This window comes from Pseudomonas marginalis (genome assembly GCF_008692035.1).
Taxonomy (GTDB): Bacteria; Pseudomonadota; Gammaproteobacteria; order Pseudomonadales; family Pseudomonadaceae; genus Aquipseudomonas; species Aquipseudomonas marginalis.
The window spans coordinates 2,148,872-2,164,421 of record NZ_VTFG01000001.1; the positions used below are offsets into that span (position 1 = coordinate 2,148,872).

The window sequence follows — 15,550 nt, forward strand, 5'->3', positions numbered from 1 at the left end:
CCAGCATTTACTTTTGGCCGACCTCTGCCGGATGCGAAGGGCTGCAATGGGTCGATTCTGTTGAAAAAGCCGGCTTCGAATTCCGCGCCAGAAAAGTACGCGCCTGAGATTGAAATCTGAATTTTTGGCAGAAGGTTCAGCACTCGGATTTCGCGTAGCCGCGTGCAACTGAGGTGTTTTCATCCCTCAATATTCGAGTGTTTCGGGAAAGCCGACTTTTTCAACACAATCGGTCGATTTCTGCCGGCGGCGACAGGTAGAAAACGAGCCATTGCGGTCAATCGATCTGAGACGATGAGTTGGATGGCGTATACCAGTGAACTCTGGAGGCGACATAAACGTGTTTTTGCGTCTGAGGCGTGAAGGTGGTGTCGAGTGTGCCCAGTGCTATCGAAACCCAATCGGAAAATTCACCTTGAGAACGTGACCAGAACAAAGTCGAACCACACTGAGCACAGAATTCACGTTGCACAGATTCTGAAGAAGAATACTTAGTGATATACCTGGCGCCGTTGAGTATTCGTAACGCGCTTCGGGGCACGCTACCATACGAAGCGAATGCTGCACCGTGACCTTTACGGCATTGACTACAGTGACAATGACTCACTGCTTTTGGCGTAGTCAGTAGCTCATACCTGATTGCTGAGCATAGGCAGCTTCCCTTGTAGATCTCTGTCATGCCTTCGTCCCTGTCGCTGGAAGAGGCGCCAGCTTACTCACTTGAATCTGATCAGTCGAACGTCTGCTTCTGGCCGATTGTGTTGAAAAAGTCGGTTTTCTCAAACGGCCGAAAAATTGATCGGTGAAAGCGCCTTTTAGCACGCTGCTACGTGAAATCTCAGTCCGAATGCCTCTGAGAGAATTCTGGATTTCAATCTCAGGCGCTTACTTTTTGCCAAGGAAACTAAGGCCGACTTTTTCAACAGAATCGGCCGAAAGCAGGCGCTCGCGTGAGGCTGTTATCCGCCCCGCTTAAGAGTGAGTGATCTCACCGCACTGCAGACCGACGGTGCTGACTAGCAATTTAGCTTTTGCCCGACTACCACTCAGCTTTCGTCTCCCATGACGCTAGAAAGTCACCTCAACTGCACAATTTGAGAACCCCACTCAGGCTCTGGAGCCCCTCGTGCCCTCAATTCAGCGAAGACTTGCGCAGAACACTCACCGTAACCCGAATAGCCGAGTTTGATAGCAGACATACCATCTTCCTCCCGAACGTAGGTAGCGTCCGCTCCTGCTTGCAGAAGCAACATAGCGATCTCACTTCCCTTTTTCTTTCCGGCACTGCACGCGTGGAGCAAGGGCGTCAGCCCGTAGCGATCGACCTGGTCAATGGGTGCGCCGACCTCGATAAGAAATTTCACGAAGGCAATACGAAGCTTGTCCACTGCCGCCTCCATAGCGCCGTCCAGACTTGCGCCTGCATCCGCTAGCAACTTGGCTGCAGCAATCGTCCCGTTGTACACCGCCGATATCATTGCTGTACGGCCGAACTTATCTTTCAGGTCGACCTCTGCTCCGCGTTTGAGCAGCAACTTCGCAAGCTTTAAGTCACCCCTTCCGCAGACCGACGCCAGCGGCGTTGAGAGTTCACCCGTACCATTGGGGTTTCCTCCATGGTCGAGCGCATGCAGGAGTATTTCCTCCCTGCCGTAATAGGCGGCTTTGTCGAGCACGCTGTGGGGATCAGCTTCAAAGTCATATTCATGCCCAATGAAATCCAGAAGCTGCTGCAGGTCACAATCACGCATGAGGTTGCTGAGATCGTTTCTAAAACTCAATTCGCTCATTCAGACAAGTCCATTTGTTAGAGGTGAGTTTACGGGTGTTCAATGGATGGCAAAATAGTAGCAGACGATCTTGAGATATCGCTGAGTACGCACGCTCTCGATCAAAAAAATTGAAGGCTTGCATCAAGTAGGAGGGCTTGTTAACCCCATAGATTAAAGTTTACTGGGTTTTTATTGGCTTGCGCACCTAGTTCCGTAGACACCCGAAGGCCGCTTTTGGCCGGTTAGCGACGTTCTGATTTCGACCGTCACTATAAATGGTCAAACCTCAGTCTGTTCCGCCATCTCCAGGGCGTCATCGACCTCAATCCCCAGGTAAACAGTGCTCTCCAGCTTCGTATGGCCGAGCAGCAACTGAACCGCCCGCAGGTTCTTCGTCCTGCGATAGATCAGTGATGCCTTCGTACGTCTCATTGAGTGGGTACCATACATGGCTGGATCAGGGCCCACGGCTTTCACCCAGCCTTTGCGACAGCATGGACATCTCCGAATCCATTGACGTGCGCGACGCCTCCACACCCAGCGCCATCATTCCGATGGGCGCCGAACCTCAATCTCGACAATGTGGCGAGGACTCAGTCCACGCCGGGCATCGCCGTTGGCGATGGCGACTATAGCCGCGATGACCTTGGGCCAATCCTCATCCCGTAACTGACCGCGCATCAAATTCGCCAGGTTGAGCTCACCCAGGATGGCAATCAAACGAAACATCAGGGCGTGAGCGGGCATCTCCTGGCTATAGATCTGGACCGTGTTGGTGGGCTTCTGTTGAAGCGCGGCATCCACGACACTAAGTGCCAGACTGGTTTTCCCCATGGAAGGACGCGCCGCAATGACGATCAAGTCGGCATCTTGAAAACCACCCGTGACTTGATCCATCGCATCCAAACCACTGGGAATGCCGGTAACGCTGTCGCCCTCATTGAAGTGGTAGTCGATCCTTTCAACCACCTCCATCAGTGTCTGCTTCACGTCTACGAAATCACTCCGACTTCTATCCTGCCCCAGCAAGAAGAGTTTCTGTTCGATAAGGTCTTGGACCTCGGCGCTCTTGGCCTGGCTTGAAGAGGCCTCCCGACTGCACTCATAACCGAGCATCACCAAACGACGAAGGTGGGAGCGCTCACGGACGATCGCGGCGTAGGTCGAAATGTTGGCAACGGAGGGCGTGTTCTTTGCCAGCTCCGCCAGATAACTCAAGCCTCCAACTTCATCAGGTTCCTCGAGGGACTCAAGGACAGTGACAACGTCAATAGGTGAACTACGTGAAGCGAGCTGCTCAATTGCCTGGTAAATCAGACGGTGATCACGCCTGAAAAAATCGTCCGCAGAGAGGACGTCGGCGATGAGGTCCCATGTGGAGTTGTCAAGCATCAGGCCACCGATCACGCCTTGCTCGGCCTCAACCGAATGAGGTGGGGCTAGATCAAGGAGATCTCATACCGCAGTTCTCCCCAAGACCACCCTATTCGATAACAACGATATGTTCTGACTCAGACGCTCTTCGCTCAGCGCTTCAAATTTCGAGCGCCATTCGGGAAATAGCTCGATTGAGAGGTCTTTGATGACTTTGAAGGCGGTGGGTGAACGGCGGTGAGTCGGGAGGCGATACTCCAGGCGGTGCGCAGGAATGCCTTCTGTCGCAGCCCGACGAAAACTCACTGCCGCCGGGATCGTGGTCTGGATCATCTGAACCTTCGGATGATCAGCAAAGGTTTCGGTCAGCGTGTGATAAATCAGGTTTGCATCATTGGTTGCATCAAGCTTGTTGATCACGACATTCAACATTGGCGTCACTGCGCCCAATGCTGCCAACGGCTCAAGATCTCGATAGAGCTGGAGCATTCCACGCTGAAACTCTCGTGCAGTCAGCATATCCGGGGTGATGGGCGAAATCGCCATGTGTGCCCCAAGCAAGGCCATCTCCAGCACGATGGAGCGAGCGCCTTGGGTATCGATCAGAATCAGATCAAAGTCCTGCTCGAAAGCAGGCAACAGATTCTTGAGACGAAGGCGCCCGTCAGCAGCATGGAGCAACAAATTTCCCATCTGATTGAACGGATCATTGGAATGGATCAGTGAGAGATTAGGAATGCAGGTGCGTGAAATGACCTGGTCGGCCCGGGTCTCGTTGTTCGCGATCAGTTGATAGGTTCCACCGGGCGCCTCGTGCGATAGCGCATAGAACGACGACAGCGACGGTTGATTATCCAGATCGATGAGCAGGGTACGGATCCCTGCATCGGCGCAGAACGCGCCCAGATTGACGCCAACCGCAGTTTTACCCGGCCCGCCTTTGGTTGAAACGACCGCAGTGACTTTCATGATATTGACCTCTGAATCGTAGGATTTGAGATGCATTCATGCTGGCCACGCTATGCGCTTTGATCACCCCGGAAAATCCAAGGCAAAAAAAAGCCTGCATCGCTGCAGGCTTTTCCCTATCTGGCTCCACGACCTGGACTCGAACCAGGGACCCAATGATTAACAGTCATTTGCTCTACCAACTGAGCTATCGCGGAATGCGCCGTATGTTACTGATTGAAAAGGAGAAGTCAAGCTTTCCCTGACGGCCTGGACGATTAATCCGGATGACCGGCTGAAAGCTGCTGCTCCTTGGCCAGGTCCAGCCAGGCGCGCACGGCGGGTGGCAGGTGGGCGCTGGCGCGCCAGGCCAGGGCGATGTGCCAGTCGGTGTGGGGTTCGTTGAGGGGGATCAGGGCGATGCCTGCGTGTTGATGCTTGTGCGCCAGCATGCGGGGCAGGAAGGCGACGCCGAGGCCGGCGGCGACCAGGTCGACGATGAAGTCGATCTGCCCGCTGCGCGCCGCCACGCGGGGTATCACGCCTTTGCGCTCGCAGGCGGCGAGGATCTTGGCGTTCAGGGCGAAGCCGGCTTCGAACAGGATGAATGGCGAATCCGCCAGGTCGGCGAAGTCGATGCGTTGACGCTGGGCCAGGGCGTGGCTCCTGGGCAGTACGGCCATCAGCGGTTCGTTGCGCACGGGCTGATAATCGAAGCCCGCATCCACCGGCAGCAGCAACGCAGCGAGGTCGACCTCCCCCGCTTCCAGGCACTCGCGCAATCTCTTGCTGCCGTATTCGGTGAGTTCGATGTCGATGTCCGGGTAACGGCTGCGATAGGTGGCAAACATCGTCGCAAACAGCACCCCACACCCCACCGGTGGCAGGCCGATGCGCAACACGCCGCGCTTGAGGCCGCGCAGGTCGTTGATCTCGGCGACCAGGTCATGGTGTTCGGCGAGCAGTACCAGGGCGCGGCGGTAGGCGATCTCACCCGCGGCGGTGAGTTCGTTGCGGTGGCCGAGGCGGTAGAGCAGCGGCATGCCGAGTTCTTCCTCCAGGGTCTTGACCGCCTTGCTCACCGTGGATTGGGTCAAGGCCACCACGTCGGCGGCCTGGGAAAATCCGCCCTGGCGCACCACTTCGACGAACGTGCGCAACGTTCTCAAGTTCATGGGTATTCCTTTAGCGACTGGTATCTAGCGATAAAAGTTGTTTTTATCATGACAGATATTTGCCTATCCTGACCCGCCCAGCCTTGTGGAGACACGCTTAATGATCATCTCGTCCGCCTCCGACTACCGCGCAGCGGCCAAACGCAAGCTGCCGCGCTTCCTGTTCGACTACATCGACGGCGGTGCCTACGCCGAGCACACGATGCGCGCGAACAGTTCGGACCTGGCCGAGATCAGCCTGCGCCAACGGGTGCTGCGTAATGTCGACAACCTCAGCCTCAAGACCACGCTGTTCGGCCAGACCCTGGACATGCCGGTCATCCTCAGCCCTGTCGGCTTGACCGGCATGTATGCGCGGCGCGGCGAAGTGCAGGCGGCAAAGGCGGCGGCGAACAAGGGCATCCCCTTCTGCCTGTCGACGGTGTCGGTGTGTTCGATTGAAGAAGTGGCCTCGCAGAGCCCGCAGTCAATCTGGTTCCAGCTGTATGTGCTCAAGGACCGGGGCTTTATGCGCAATGCCCTGGAGCGGGCCCAGGCGGCGGGGGTCACCACCCTGGTGTTCACCGTGGACATGCCCACACCGGGCGCGCGCTACCGAGATGCCCACTCGGGCATGTCCGGGCCGTTCGCGACGCAGCGGCGCATGTTGCAGGCCGTCACCAAGCCGCAATGGGCGTTCGACGTAGGGCTCATGGGCCGCCCCCACGACCTGGGCAATATCTCCAGGTACCTCGGCAAACCCACTCACCTGGAAGATTACATCGGCTGGCTGGCCAATAACTTCGACCCTTCCATCAGTTGGAAAGACCTGGAGTGGATCCGCGACTTCTGGAAAGGCCCGATGATCATCAAGGGCATCCTCGACCCTCAGGACGCCAGGGACGCAGTCAGTTTCGGCGCCGATGGCATCGTGGTTTCCAACCATGGCGGCCGTCAACTGGACGGTGTGCTGTCCACCGCCAAGGCTCTGCCACCGATTGCGGATGTCGTGGGCGATGACCTGACGGTGCTGGTGGACTCCGGCATCCGTTCCGGGCTGGACGTGGTGCGCATGCTCGCCCTTGGCGCCAAGGCGTGCCTGCTCGGACGCGCCACCGCCTATGCACTGGCCGCCGACGGGCAGCACGGGGTAGAGAACCTGCTGGACATCTTCGCCAAGGAAATGCGTGTGGCCATGACGTTGACCGGTGTCACGTCCATCGACCAGATTGACCACAACACGCTAGTGCAATCAGCCAAATAACTGACGTCAGTGCTGAACGACCGTTTTTTTACTGTAAAAACGGTCTTTGATTTGTAAGGTTTTTTATTTATTTAAACGAAATGGCACGAATCTCGCTCTAACACCTTCCAAGCAGGTCAAGCGATGACAAGACGTGCGGCAGTGCCCAGGGGTTATAACCCCTGGTAAAGCGGTCTAAACTGTTTCCAATGTTTTACGGAACTGAAGGAACAGTAAGACGCCTGGCATTTGCCACTCTCATCCAGCCTGTAAGACAGCTAAGTGCTTAGAGGCCGTTTGCTTATGAAAACCCCCACCCAGACCAACGCAATTGACTTTGACAGTGCAAAATTGCAACGCCTGGGCTTTGGCCAACCCGCCCTCCTGCCACGTCGCCCCACCACCCTTGTCCAAACTCGCCAGCAACTGGGCATGCAACTGCAGACCAGCCTGGAACCGCAGCGCATCCTTGCCGTGTTCTTCCGTGAGGTCCAGCATCTGGTGCCCCTGGACGCCCTGCAGTACCGCCACGACGCCAGTGACCTGCGCCTGGAGTTCGGCCAACGTGGCCACCACTCGGTGAGCTACAGCCTGAGCCACGAAGGCGAGCACCTCGGCGAGCTGGTCTTTCGCCGCAACCAGCGTCTGCTGGAAGAGGAACTCGGCCAGCTCGAATCACTGCTGTCGACCCTGCTCTACCCGATGCGCAACGCCCTGCTCTACCGCGCCGCCACCCGCAGCGCCCTGCGCGACCCATTGACAGAAACGGGCAACCGCATTGCCATGGACCAGACCCTGCAACGGGAAATCGACATGGCGCGCCGGCACCTGAACCCGCTGTCCCTGCTGATGCTGGACATCGACCATTTCAAGACCATCAACGACACCCACGGCCATGCGGCCGGCGATAACGTATTGCGCGCCGTCGCCGGGGCAATCAAGAGCCAGTTGCGGAACGTGGACATGGTGTTTCGGTTTGGCGGGGAAGAGTTTCTGATCCTGCTGTCCAACACCGGCCGGGATGCGGCGGCCATGGTCGGTGAACGCCTGCGCCAGGCGGCACAGGCCCAGGACTATTGGGCGGATGGCACACGGATCGAATTGACGGTGAGCCTCGGTTGTTCGACCTTGCTGGCCGCCGAGTCGGCCGAAAGCCTGTTGCGTCGCGCCGACAGCGCCTTGTACGTGGCCAAGCGCGAAGGCCGCAATCGCCTGGCAATGGCGGGGTAAAACCCCGCCATCCCCGTTACATCACGCTTCGCTGGCGACGCGCAGCGGGCGCTCACGCACAGCAGCGCTCGCCGGTTTTTTTTTCTCCAGGCGCATGCAACTTTCCAGGAACAGGTACATGTAGTCGTAGCTCTTGCATACGGCCTGGCGCAGCTCTGCCTGCAGTGCCCTGGTCGGGTTCATCCCGGCCAGGGTGCAGATGATTTCCAGGGCTTCCCAAGGATGGGCATCGTCGTACTGGGCGTGCATCTTCAACCACTTCATCGCACGCTTGCGGTCTTCCTCGGGAAAGGCTGCCGCATACACGCCGGTGGAGCACACCACCGCCGACCATTCCCCCGTCGCCCCCTCGATCGCATAGTTGGTCGCGGCAATGGCCACGATCAACGAATCGGCCGAGCTGGTGTGCCAGCACCAGTGGCTCAGCGCATGCAACTCCGGCGGCACGTCCTGGGCCTGCAGTTCTTCGAGGCTGACGCCATGGGCACGCGCCCAATGCACCCAATAGTCCGCGTGGTTCAGCTCCACACGGATATTGCGCATCAACCAACGGCGCGCCATGTCTTCCCCCGGATGGCGGGCAAACTTGGTTTTGGTGAGGTTCTGTGCCATGTACAAGGCAAACTGTTCCACCACGGGCCAGCCACCGATCAGGTAGTGACGCATGGTCTTGGCGCTGAGCGTGTTGTCACGCATGCGTTGGTACAGTTCGTGTTCGACAACCCGGCGCTTGCTCTCGCTGCAGTCCTGGATCAATTGCTGAGCCCAGGCGGGGTAGCTTGAGGCTTCCATAAGCGGGCCGGTTCTGCTGAATGTGTCGATCACTATTAAGGCTCCTTTTTAAGTGTGATTTACAGACCGGCGAATGTTTCAGCGGAATGTGCCGGGCGCCCTGAATAACAGAGGCTGCGGCCGCACGGGTCGACACTGCAAGCTATCGAAGGTAAACAATTGCGGTCGTTCAATCAGGTAGCCCTGAGCGTAATCCACACCAATATCGAGCAGGGCCTGTTCGATTTGCGGTGTTTCAACAAACTCGGCAATTGTGCGCTTACCCATGACATGGCCGATGTGATTGATCACTTCAACCATCGCGCGGTTAATCGGGTCGTCCAGCATATCCTTTACGAAACTTCCATCGATCTTCAGGAAGTCTACAGGTAAATGTTTGAGATAAGCGAATGAGGACATTCCGGCGCAAAAGTCATCCAGCGAAAAATGGCAACCTAAGGCCTTGAGTTCATTAATAAAGCGGATGGCACTGCCCAAGTTCGCAATGGCGCTGGTTTCGGTAATTTCAAAACAGATCATGCTGGGCGGAATAGCGTAGGTATGAAATTTCTCTCGCAGGAATCCGAGAAAGTCATCATCGCCAATCGTTATACCTGACAGATTGATCGCACACAGGGCCATGGGACGGCCCGGACGCTCTTTAATGCAACGGGCAATAATCTCAAATACATTCTCCACCACCCAACGGTCCAGGGACGTCATCAAACCATAGCGTTCGGCGGCCGGGATAAAGCTGTCCGGCAGGATTACACGCCCTGCCTCATCGTGCAGACGCAGCAGTATTTCGATATGCCCATTGCCGCCGTCGGTATGCCCGAGGGGGGAAATTTCCTGGGAGTACAGGCAAAAGCGGTTCTCCTCAAGCGCCATGTGCAGGCGCTGCACCCAGGCCATTTCGCCAAAGCGCAGGGACAGTTCGGAGTCGTCGGCGTGGTACACCTGCACGCGGTTGCGGCCTTTTTCCTTGGCCATGTAGCACGCCATGTCGGCGGCACGCAGCGAGGCTTCCAGGGTGGTCGGGGTGCTGGCAATGTGTACCAGGCCGATACTCACGGTGGTCATGAACGGCCGCCCCTTCCATACGAAATGCAGACTCTGCACGGTATGGCGCAGGCTTTCGGCGATTTTTTCCGCCACCGCCACCGGGCAGTTCTCCAGCAGGATGCCGAATTCATCGCCGCCCAGGCGCGCCAGGGTGTCACCTTCGCGCAGGTCCGATTGCAACAGCGCGCAGATGTGCCGCAACAGTTCGTCGCCTGCCGCATGGCCGCAGGTGTCGTTGACCAGCTTGAACTGGTCCAGGTCCAGGAACATCAACGCATGCCGCCCGGCCTGCGCCTGCCCTGCCGGGTGCAGCACCTGCTCCAGGCGATACTCGAATTCGCGGCGGTTGGCCAGGCCGGTCAGCGCATCGTGGGTCGCCTGCCATGACAGATTGGCGATGTACTGGCGCTCCTGGGTCATGTCATGCAGCACCAGCACCGCGCCCGAGACCTTGCCGGCGCTGCGGATCGGCGCGCCCACCAGGGTGACCGAGACCGTGCTGCCATCCAGGCGCTGGATCGTCTTCGAATGCTCGCTGCCGCCGCTGAGCTGGCCCTTGACGATGTGTTCGATCAGGGTGAAGCCATCCGGCTGTGCGTGGTCCTCCAGCAACTTGAACAACGCTGCCAGGGGCTGGCCCTGGGCCTGCGCCGAGTGCCAGTGAGTCAGCGCCTCGGCCGCCGGGTTCATATAGGTAATGGCACCGTCGACGTCGGTGGTGATCACCCCGTCGCCAATCGACTCCAGGGTGATCTGCGCCCGCTCCTTTTCTTCCTGCAAGGCATCGGCGAAGGCATGGCGCTGGGCCAGCAGCTTATGGGTGCGCAACAGTGCCAATACGATCAGGCCCAGGGCCGTCGCCAGGTTCGTGATGACCAGCAGCCGCAGAATCATGCGCGAACCTTCGCCGAGAGCATCGCTGAAGGCCTTGGCGGCGGGTGTCACGCCTTCGTTGATGGCGATGATATGCGCCTTCCACTGGCGCACATCGTTGGCGCCGATCTGGTCGTGAATGATCGCCTGGTGCATCTCGCGGGCCAGGTCATCCAGTTGAAGCAGGTAACCATCGCCTACGGTCCACAGTTGGATGGCTTTTTCCAGGTAGCTGAAATGGCGAAAGTTGAGGTACAGCCAGATCAGGCTGGAGACATCATCCGGGTGGTTGCCCCCCTTGAGGATACCCAGGCGGGCTGCGGCAAGGTCGGGCACGGGACGGTCAAGGGCAATGCGCAGTTCGTGCCCGCCCTGGGGCACGGCAATGGCCTGCTGGTACTTGAGGTACGTGCCGGCGTCGCGATTATCGGCGTAGAGCGTCAGGTAATAGATGGCGTCCTTCTGGCCCTTGGACCACAGGCTCTCGCCGGCCACGTAACCACGCACGGCCGAAAGCACGTAGAGACTGACGCAGCCCAATAATGCCTGGAACAGCACCACGGCGATAAATGGCCAGACAATGCCCAACAACCGGGGCGTTCCTAAAGTCCGCTTTTGCTTCATGAAGTCCCTTGCACATGCACTGCTGGATACGCACGCGAAAACCCGCTTCCGATAGCTCAGCCTAGGCTAAATCAACGTACCTGTTGCAAGTGTCCATACAGTTTGGCGTACAGCCCGCCATCGGCAATCAGCTGCTGATGGTCACCATCCTCGGCAATGTGACCGCCGTCGAACACCAAGACTCGATCCGCCTGCTTAACAGCCGACAGACGGTGGGCGATGATCAGTGTAGTACGCCCGCTGAGGAACCGTGCCAGCGCCTGGTGCAGGTTGTACTCGGTGGCGGCGTCCAGGGCGGAGGTTGCTTCGTCGAGTATCACCACCTTGGGTTCGGCCAGGACCATGCGCGCAATTGCCAGGCGCTGGCGCTGCCCACCGGAAAAACGCACCCCGGAACGCCCCACCACGCTGTCCAGGCCCAAGGGCAGTGCCTTGACGGTAGCATCCAACTGGGCGATTTCCAGTGCCTGCCAACAGGCCTGGTCGCTGCGCTCCCGGCCCATGGTCAAGTTGGCGCGCACGGTATCGTTGAACAGCGCCGGGTGTTGCAGCACCACCGCAACGTGCTCGCGAAGGGTCTCCAGGCCAATCTCCTGCTGGGTGGCACCGCCAAACCGGATACTGCCCGCCTGGGGTGTGTAGAGCCCGAGCAACAATTGCACCAGGGTGCTTTTGCCACCGCCACTGGCACCGACGATCGCCACCTTCTCACCGGGCGCGATGGCCAGGTTCAACTGGTCGAGTACCAGCTCTTCGCCGTAGCCGAAGTCCAGGCCGCGCACTTCGATGCCCACGGTGTCGTGCCCGGTGAACGGATCAGCACCGCCGGCATATTGCGGCTCATCGGCACGCGCCAGCAGCTCGTTGATCCGCGTCAGCGCCCCGCCTGCCGCGTAGTAGGCGTATTGCAGGTTGAGCAGTTGCTCCACCGGGCCGATCATGAACCACAGGTAGCTGAACACCGCGAGCATCTGGCCGATGGACAGGTCGGAAAACAGCACGGTGAGCATCGCCGCCGCACGGAAGATGTCGATACCGAACTGGAACAGCAACCCACTGGCGCGGCTCGAAGCGTCGGTTTTCCATTGCGAATGAATGGCGTAGTCACGCACTTCCTGGGCCCGCTGGCCGAGGCGCCCGAGGAAAAAGCCCTGGCGGTTGCCGGCGCGCACTTCCTGGATGGCATCCAGGGTTTCGGTCAGGGCCTGGGTAAAGCGCGAGGTGCTGTCGTTTTCCAGCTTCTTCAGGTGCTTGACGCGCTTGCCCAACTGCACCGTGGCGTAGATCACCAACGGATTGAACAGCAGGATCAGCAGCGCCAGTTGCCAATGCATCCACACCAGGATCGCCGAGGTACCTACCAGGGTCAGCATGGCCACCAGGAAACGGCTGAGGGTTTCACCGACAAACTTGTCCAGCGTATCCAGGTCGGTGACCAGATGGGTGGTGACGGTCCCGCTGCCCAGGCTTTCGTACTCGCCCAGGGAGATGCGCTTGAGCCGCTCGATCAGGCGCACGCGGATGCGGTACACGATGTCCTTGGCCAAGCGCGCAAACAACCGCGCCTGCACCACGTTGAACAGCAGCGCGCCACAACGCAGAAACAGCGTCACCAGCAGCATCAGGCCGATATAGCCGACCGCCTTCTGCCAACCCAGGGGCAGTGCGTGGTTCATCACCTTGAGCGCGGCATCGCCGTGTCCCAACAGCACTTCATCCACCAGCAACGGCAACAGCAAGGGAATCGGCACGCTGCACAGGGTCGCCAGCACGGCGACGCCATTGGCAATCCACAGGGACTTCTTGTGCCGCAGGGCCAGGCGGCGAATTTCCGCCCAGGTCAGTCGGTCGGTACGGGGTGACTGATCATGCACAGGTCGCTCGCTCCAGCCATCGCCCCAACAACGGTGACAGCTCGGACAGCGGCTGGTAGCCGTTGGTCAGCAACGCCAACTGGCCATTACGCTCGGCAAGCAAGGTCGGAAACCCGGCGATCCCCAGGTCCTGGACCCAGGTGAAGTCAGCGGCGGTCGCGGCATGCTGCTCGGCACGGTCGAATGCGCCGGCAAACTCGATGCGCGGGATGCCTGCCTTTTCAGCCAGTTCCACCAGCACGCTGGCGAGGGTCACGTCGCGGCCCTCGACATAAAACGCGCGCTGAATCAGCCCCAACAGTGTCCAGGCGCAATCCGGCGCCAGGCTGCGCGCGGTGACGATGGCACGGCAGGCAGGCTCGGTGTCATAGACAAAGCCGTCGGGCAACGCGCCATCGCGCTTGAACGGCTGGCCGGTGGCGTCGGTGACCGCCTGCCAGTGCTCGAGGATGTAGCGCCGCGTGGTCGGTTCCAGTGCCGCGCCGCTGCCGGTGCGCAAGCCGCCCACCACCAGGTGCACGTCCACGCCGGCCGCCTGGGCCTGCTCGACCAGCGCCTGCGCCACCGGGGCAAAGCCCCAGCACCAGGAACACATCGGGTCCATCACATAGAGCAGGCGCGCGGGCATGGGTCAGGCCTCGGAAGGGGTTTGCTTGTAGTTGAAGCCAATCGGGTGCGGCATATTGCGGGCCTTGGCCAGCTCAATCTGCTTTTGCCGGTCGATCGCGCTGCGACGGGTTTTCTCCGGCAGCTTATCCCAGCAATGGGGGCAACTGATGCCAGCCACATAGTGTTCGGATGCGCGGTCGGAGGCGCTCACCGGTGTGCGGCAGGCATGACATTGATCGTAGTCGCCTTCGCTCAGGTCGTGGCGCACAGTGACGCGATTGTCGAACACAAAGCAGTCGCCCTGCCATTTGGTTTCTGCCTGCGGCACCTCTTCGAGGTACTTCAGGATGCCGCCCTTGAGGTGGTAGACCTCATCGAAACCTTCGCTGAGCATGTAGCTCGACGCCTTCTCGCAACGAATGCCGCCGGTGCAGAACATGGCGACCTTCTTGTGCCTGGCCGGGTCGAAGTTGGCTTTGATATAGGCGGGAAATTCGCGAAAACTGGTGGTTTTCGGGTCGATTGCGCCTTCGAAGGTGCCGATCGAAACTTCGTAGTCGTTGCGGGTGTCGATCAACAGCACTTCGGGATCGCTGATCAGCGCGTTCCAGTCCTGCGGGTCGACATAGGTGCCGACTTTCTTGTTCGGGTCGACGCCTTCGACGCCCAGGGTCACGATCTCTTTCTTGAGCTTGACCTTGGTGCGGTAGAACGGCTGCTCATCGCAGTACGACTCTTTATGGTCGATGTCGTCCATGCGCGGGTCGTTCTTCAGCCAGGACATCAGGCCATCAATGCCTTCGCGGCTGCCGGAAACGGTGCCGTTGATACCTTCTTCGGCGATCAGCAAGGTGCCTTTGATGCCGTTGTCGACCATCGCCTGCAGCAGTGGCTCGCGCAGGGCGACGTAATCTTCGAGGGTGACGAACTTATACAGTGCCGCCACGACAATCGGTTGAGTCATGGGTGTTCTCTCCAGGTGGCTACCCTCGTAAGGGGTGAACCGGATGCAAAAAAAACGCGCCGGCTGAGCGGCGCGCTGCGGATTCTAGCAAATGCGGGGTGTCAGAGACACCCGCGTATCAGCCATGCCCGCCGGCGCAGGTCGGCGAGGCCGGGGCTGCGTCGATTTTCGCCCATTCTTCGGGCGTGTAGGTATGCAGCGCCAGCGCATGAAATTCGCTCATCAGGTCACCCAGGGTGGCGTAGACCTTCTGGTGGCGCTTGACGCGGTTAAGCCCCTCGAACTGCTGGCTGACCAGCACGGCCTTGAAGTGGGTCTGCAACCCACGGCTGTGCATATGGCTTTCATCCAGCACGCTCAAATGCTCCGGGGCCAGGGCGGCGAGCGCCGTTTCGATACGCTGTTGCATGGTCATTCCTGCTTACTTCTTCTTCGCCGGTGCGGCAGCTTTTGGCGTCAGCTCGTTGGTCATGTCTTCCAACAGCTTGTTGACTACCGGCACGGCGCTTTCCAGCTTGGCCTGGGTCATCTGGGCCGATTGCTGGGTCAGTTGCGGCATTTTTTCCAGGACTTTCTTGCCCAGTGGCGACTGGTAGAAGGCAACCAGGTCCTTGAGCTCGGATTCGCTGAAGTTGGTGGTGTAGAGCTTGACCATGTCCGGCTTCAGCTTCGGCCAGCCGATGGCCTGGTCCAGGGCGGCGTTGGCCTTGGCCTGGTAGCTGTCCAGTACGGACTGCTTGGCGGCAGGCGCCTTGGTCTGTTCGAAACGCTGGGCGAACATTTGCTGCACTTGCATGTACACCGGGGTACCCAGCTTGTCGGCATGGGCCAGGGTAAGGAAGGCTTCGGCACTGGCGTTGTGGCTGGCGGTATCGGCAAAAACCTGGCCGCTGGCGCAAACCAGAGCAACCGCGGTACAGATGGCACGAAGACGAGTCATCGAGTTTCCTTTTCTAGCAGGCGAGGTAAGACCCCAAGGGCGCCCATTCTGCGCCTAAAAAACGCTGCGGCTCAACCCCGGGCCTTACCGGGCGCGGATTGCAGTGAAT

At 59.1% G+C, this 15,550-nt stretch carries 13 protein-coding genes, 1 tRNA gene and 2 pseudogenes; 2 read left to right on the forward strand and 14 right to left on the reverse strand.

Going from position 1 to position 15,550, the window contains the following annotated elements:
- Positions 1 to 277 precede the first annotated feature (277 nt).
- From FX984_RS10030 to FX984_RS10065, 7 genes and pseudogenes are all read right to left on the reverse strand, one after another.
- Entirely contained in the window at positions 278 to 679 is a 402-nt protein-coding gene (locus FX984_RS10030; protein WP_108573797.1) for a GFA family protein, read from the reverse strand.
- A gap of 397 nt (positions 680 to 1,076) precedes the next feature.
- Complete coding sequence (locus FX984_RS10040) at positions 1,077 to 1,790, reverse strand: ankyrin repeat domain-containing protein (RefSeq protein WP_027603968.1); 714 nt, start codon at positions 1,788 to 1,790, stop codon at positions 1,077 to 1,079.
- A gap of 261 nt (positions 1,791 to 2,051) precedes the next feature.
- Positions 2,052 to 2,258 (reverse strand): annotated as a pseudogene (locus FX984_RS10045) (site-specific integrase); the annotation flags it as partial.
- 135 nt (positions 2,259 to 2,393) lie between these two features.
- A pseudogene (locus tag FX984_RS10050) lies at positions 2,394 to 3,227 on the reverse strand (replicative DNA helicase); the annotation flags it as partial.
- Positions 3,228 to 4,115, reverse strand: coding sequence for a ParA family protein (locus tag FX984_RS10055; protein ID WP_146476692.1), 888 nt, complete (start codon positions 4,113 to 4,115; stop codon positions 3,228 to 3,230). It lies immediately after the preceding pseudogene.
- A 121-nt stretch (positions 4,116 to 4,236) separates the two neighbouring features.
- A tRNA-Asn gene (locus FX984_RS10060) sits at positions 4,237 to 4,312 on the reverse strand.
- Between the two features lie 60 nt (positions 4,313 to 4,372).
- On the reverse strand, positions 4,373 to 5,269 hold the full coding sequence (locus FX984_RS10065; protein ID WP_146476693.1) for a LysR family transcriptional regulator: 897 nt from the start codon (positions 5,267 to 5,269) through the stop codon (positions 4,373 to 4,375).
- A gap of 100 nt (positions 5,270 to 5,369) precedes the next feature.
- Here FX984_RS10065 and lldD point away from each other — a divergent pair, with 100 nt between their 5' ends.
- Complete coding sequence (gene lldD, locus FX984_RS10070) at positions 5,370 to 6,512, forward strand: FMN-dependent L-lactate dehydrogenase LldD (RefSeq protein WP_027603965.1); 1,143 nt, start codon at positions 5,370 to 5,372, stop codon at positions 6,510 to 6,512.
- 282 nt (positions 6,513 to 6,794) lie between these two features.
- Positions 6,795 to 7,721, forward strand: a complete 927-nt coding sequence (locus tag FX984_RS10075; RefSeq protein ID WP_027603964.1) for a GGDEF domain-containing protein — start codon at positions 6,795 to 6,797, stop codon at positions 7,719 to 7,721.
- 21 nt (positions 7,722 to 7,742) lie between these two features.
- Here FX984_RS10075 and FX984_RS10080 read toward each other — a convergent pair whose 3' ends face one another.
- The 7 genes from FX984_RS10080 to FX984_RS10110 all read right to left on the reverse strand — a co-directional run bounded on the left by FX984_RS10080 (position 7,743) and on the right by FX984_RS10110 (position 15,441).
- Positions 7,743 to 8,513 carry an iron-containing redox enzyme family protein gene (locus tag FX984_RS10080; protein WP_391564231.1) on the reverse strand — a complete coding sequence of 257 codons (771 nt, stop codon included), beginning with the start codon at positions 8,511 to 8,513 and terminating at the stop codon, positions 7,743 to 7,745.
- Between the two features lie 78 nt (positions 8,514 to 8,591).
- Entirely contained in the window at positions 8,592 to 11,054 is a 2,463-nt protein-coding gene (locus tag FX984_RS10085) for an EAL domain-containing protein (RefSeq protein ID WP_092355055.1), read from the reverse strand.
- A gap of 71 nt (positions 11,055 to 11,125) precedes the next feature.
- Positions 11,126 to 12,928, reverse strand: coding sequence for an ABC transporter ATP-binding protein (locus FX984_RS10090; RefSeq protein ID WP_146476695.1), 1,803 nt, complete (start codon positions 12,926 to 12,928; stop codon positions 11,126 to 11,128).
- On the reverse strand, positions 12,921 to 13,523 hold the full coding sequence (locus tag FX984_RS10095; protein WP_169898031.1) for a DsbA family protein: 603 nt from the start codon (positions 13,521 to 13,523) through the stop codon (positions 12,921 to 12,923). The genes FX984_RS10090 and FX984_RS10095 overlap by 8 nt, the downstream gene beginning before the upstream one ends.
- Positions 13,524 to 13,559: 36 nt before the next feature.
- Positions 13,560 to 14,501 carry an oxygen-dependent tRNA uridine(34) hydroxylase TrhO gene (gene trhO, locus FX984_RS10100; protein WP_092355065.1) on the reverse strand — a complete coding sequence of 314 codons (942 nt, stop codon included), beginning with the start codon at positions 14,499 to 14,501 and terminating at the stop codon, positions 13,560 to 13,562.
- A 118-nt stretch (positions 14,502 to 14,619) separates the two neighbouring features.
- Positions 14,620 to 14,916, reverse strand: a complete 297-nt coding sequence (locus FX984_RS10105) for a BolA family protein (protein ID WP_027603958.1) — start codon at positions 14,914 to 14,916, stop codon at positions 14,620 to 14,622.
- A gap of 6 nt (positions 14,917 to 14,922) precedes the next feature.
- On the reverse strand, positions 14,923 to 15,441 hold the full coding sequence (locus FX984_RS10110) for a DUF2059 domain-containing protein (protein WP_003236690.1): 519 nt from the start codon (positions 15,439 to 15,441) through the stop codon (positions 14,923 to 14,925).
- Positions 15,442 to 15,550 lie beyond the last annotated feature (109 nt).

Bases quoted from the DNA above. Each gene is read 5' to 3' on its own strand.
- FX984_RS10075 (WP_027603964.1), top strand. From the start codon at position 6,795: ATGAAAACCCCCACCCAGACCAACGCAATTGACTTTGACAGTGCAAAA.
- FX984_RS10085 (WP_092355055.1), bottom strand. From the start codon at position 11,054: ATGAAGCAAAAGCGGACTTTAGGAACGCCCCGGTTGTTGGGCATTGTC.
- FX984_RS10065 (WP_146476693.1), bottom strand. From the start codon at position 5,269: ATGAACTTGAGAACGTTGCGCACGTTCGTCGAAGTGGTGCGCCAGGGC.
- FX984_RS10055 (WP_146476692.1), bottom strand. From the start codon at position 4,115: ATGAAAGTCACTGCGGTCGTTTCAACCAAAGGCGGGCCGGGTAAAACT.
- FX984_RS10030 (WP_108573797.1), bottom strand. From the start codon at position 679: ATGACAGAGATCTACAAGGGAAGCTGCCTATGCTCAGCAATCAGGTAT.
- FX984_RS10105 (WP_027603958.1), bottom strand. From the start codon at position 14,916: ATGACCATGCAACAGCGTATCGAAACGGCGCTCGCCGCCCTGGCCCCG.
- FX984_RS10110 (WP_003236690.1), bottom strand. From the start codon at position 15,441: ATGACTCGTCTTCGTGCCATCTGTACCGCGGTTGCTCTGGTTTGCGCC.
- lldD (WP_027603965.1), top strand. From the start codon at position 5,370: ATGATCATCTCGTCCGCCTCCGACTACCGCGCAGCGGCCAAACGCAAG.
- FX984_RS10095 (WP_169898031.1), bottom strand. From the start codon at position 13,523: ATGTGTTCCTGGTGCTGGGGCTTTGCCCCGGTGGCGCAGGCGCTGGTC.
- FX984_RS10040 (WP_027603968.1), bottom strand. From the start codon at position 1,790: ATGAGCGAATTGAGTTTTAGAAACGATCTCAGCAACCTCATGCGTGAT.
- FX984_RS10080 (WP_391564231.1), bottom strand. From the start codon at position 8,513: ATGGAAGCCTCAAGCTACCCCGCCTGGGCTCAGCAATTGATCCAGGAC.
- trhO (WP_092355065.1), bottom strand. From the start codon at position 14,501: ATGACTCAACCGATTGTCGTGGCGGCACTGTATAAGTTCGTCACCCTC.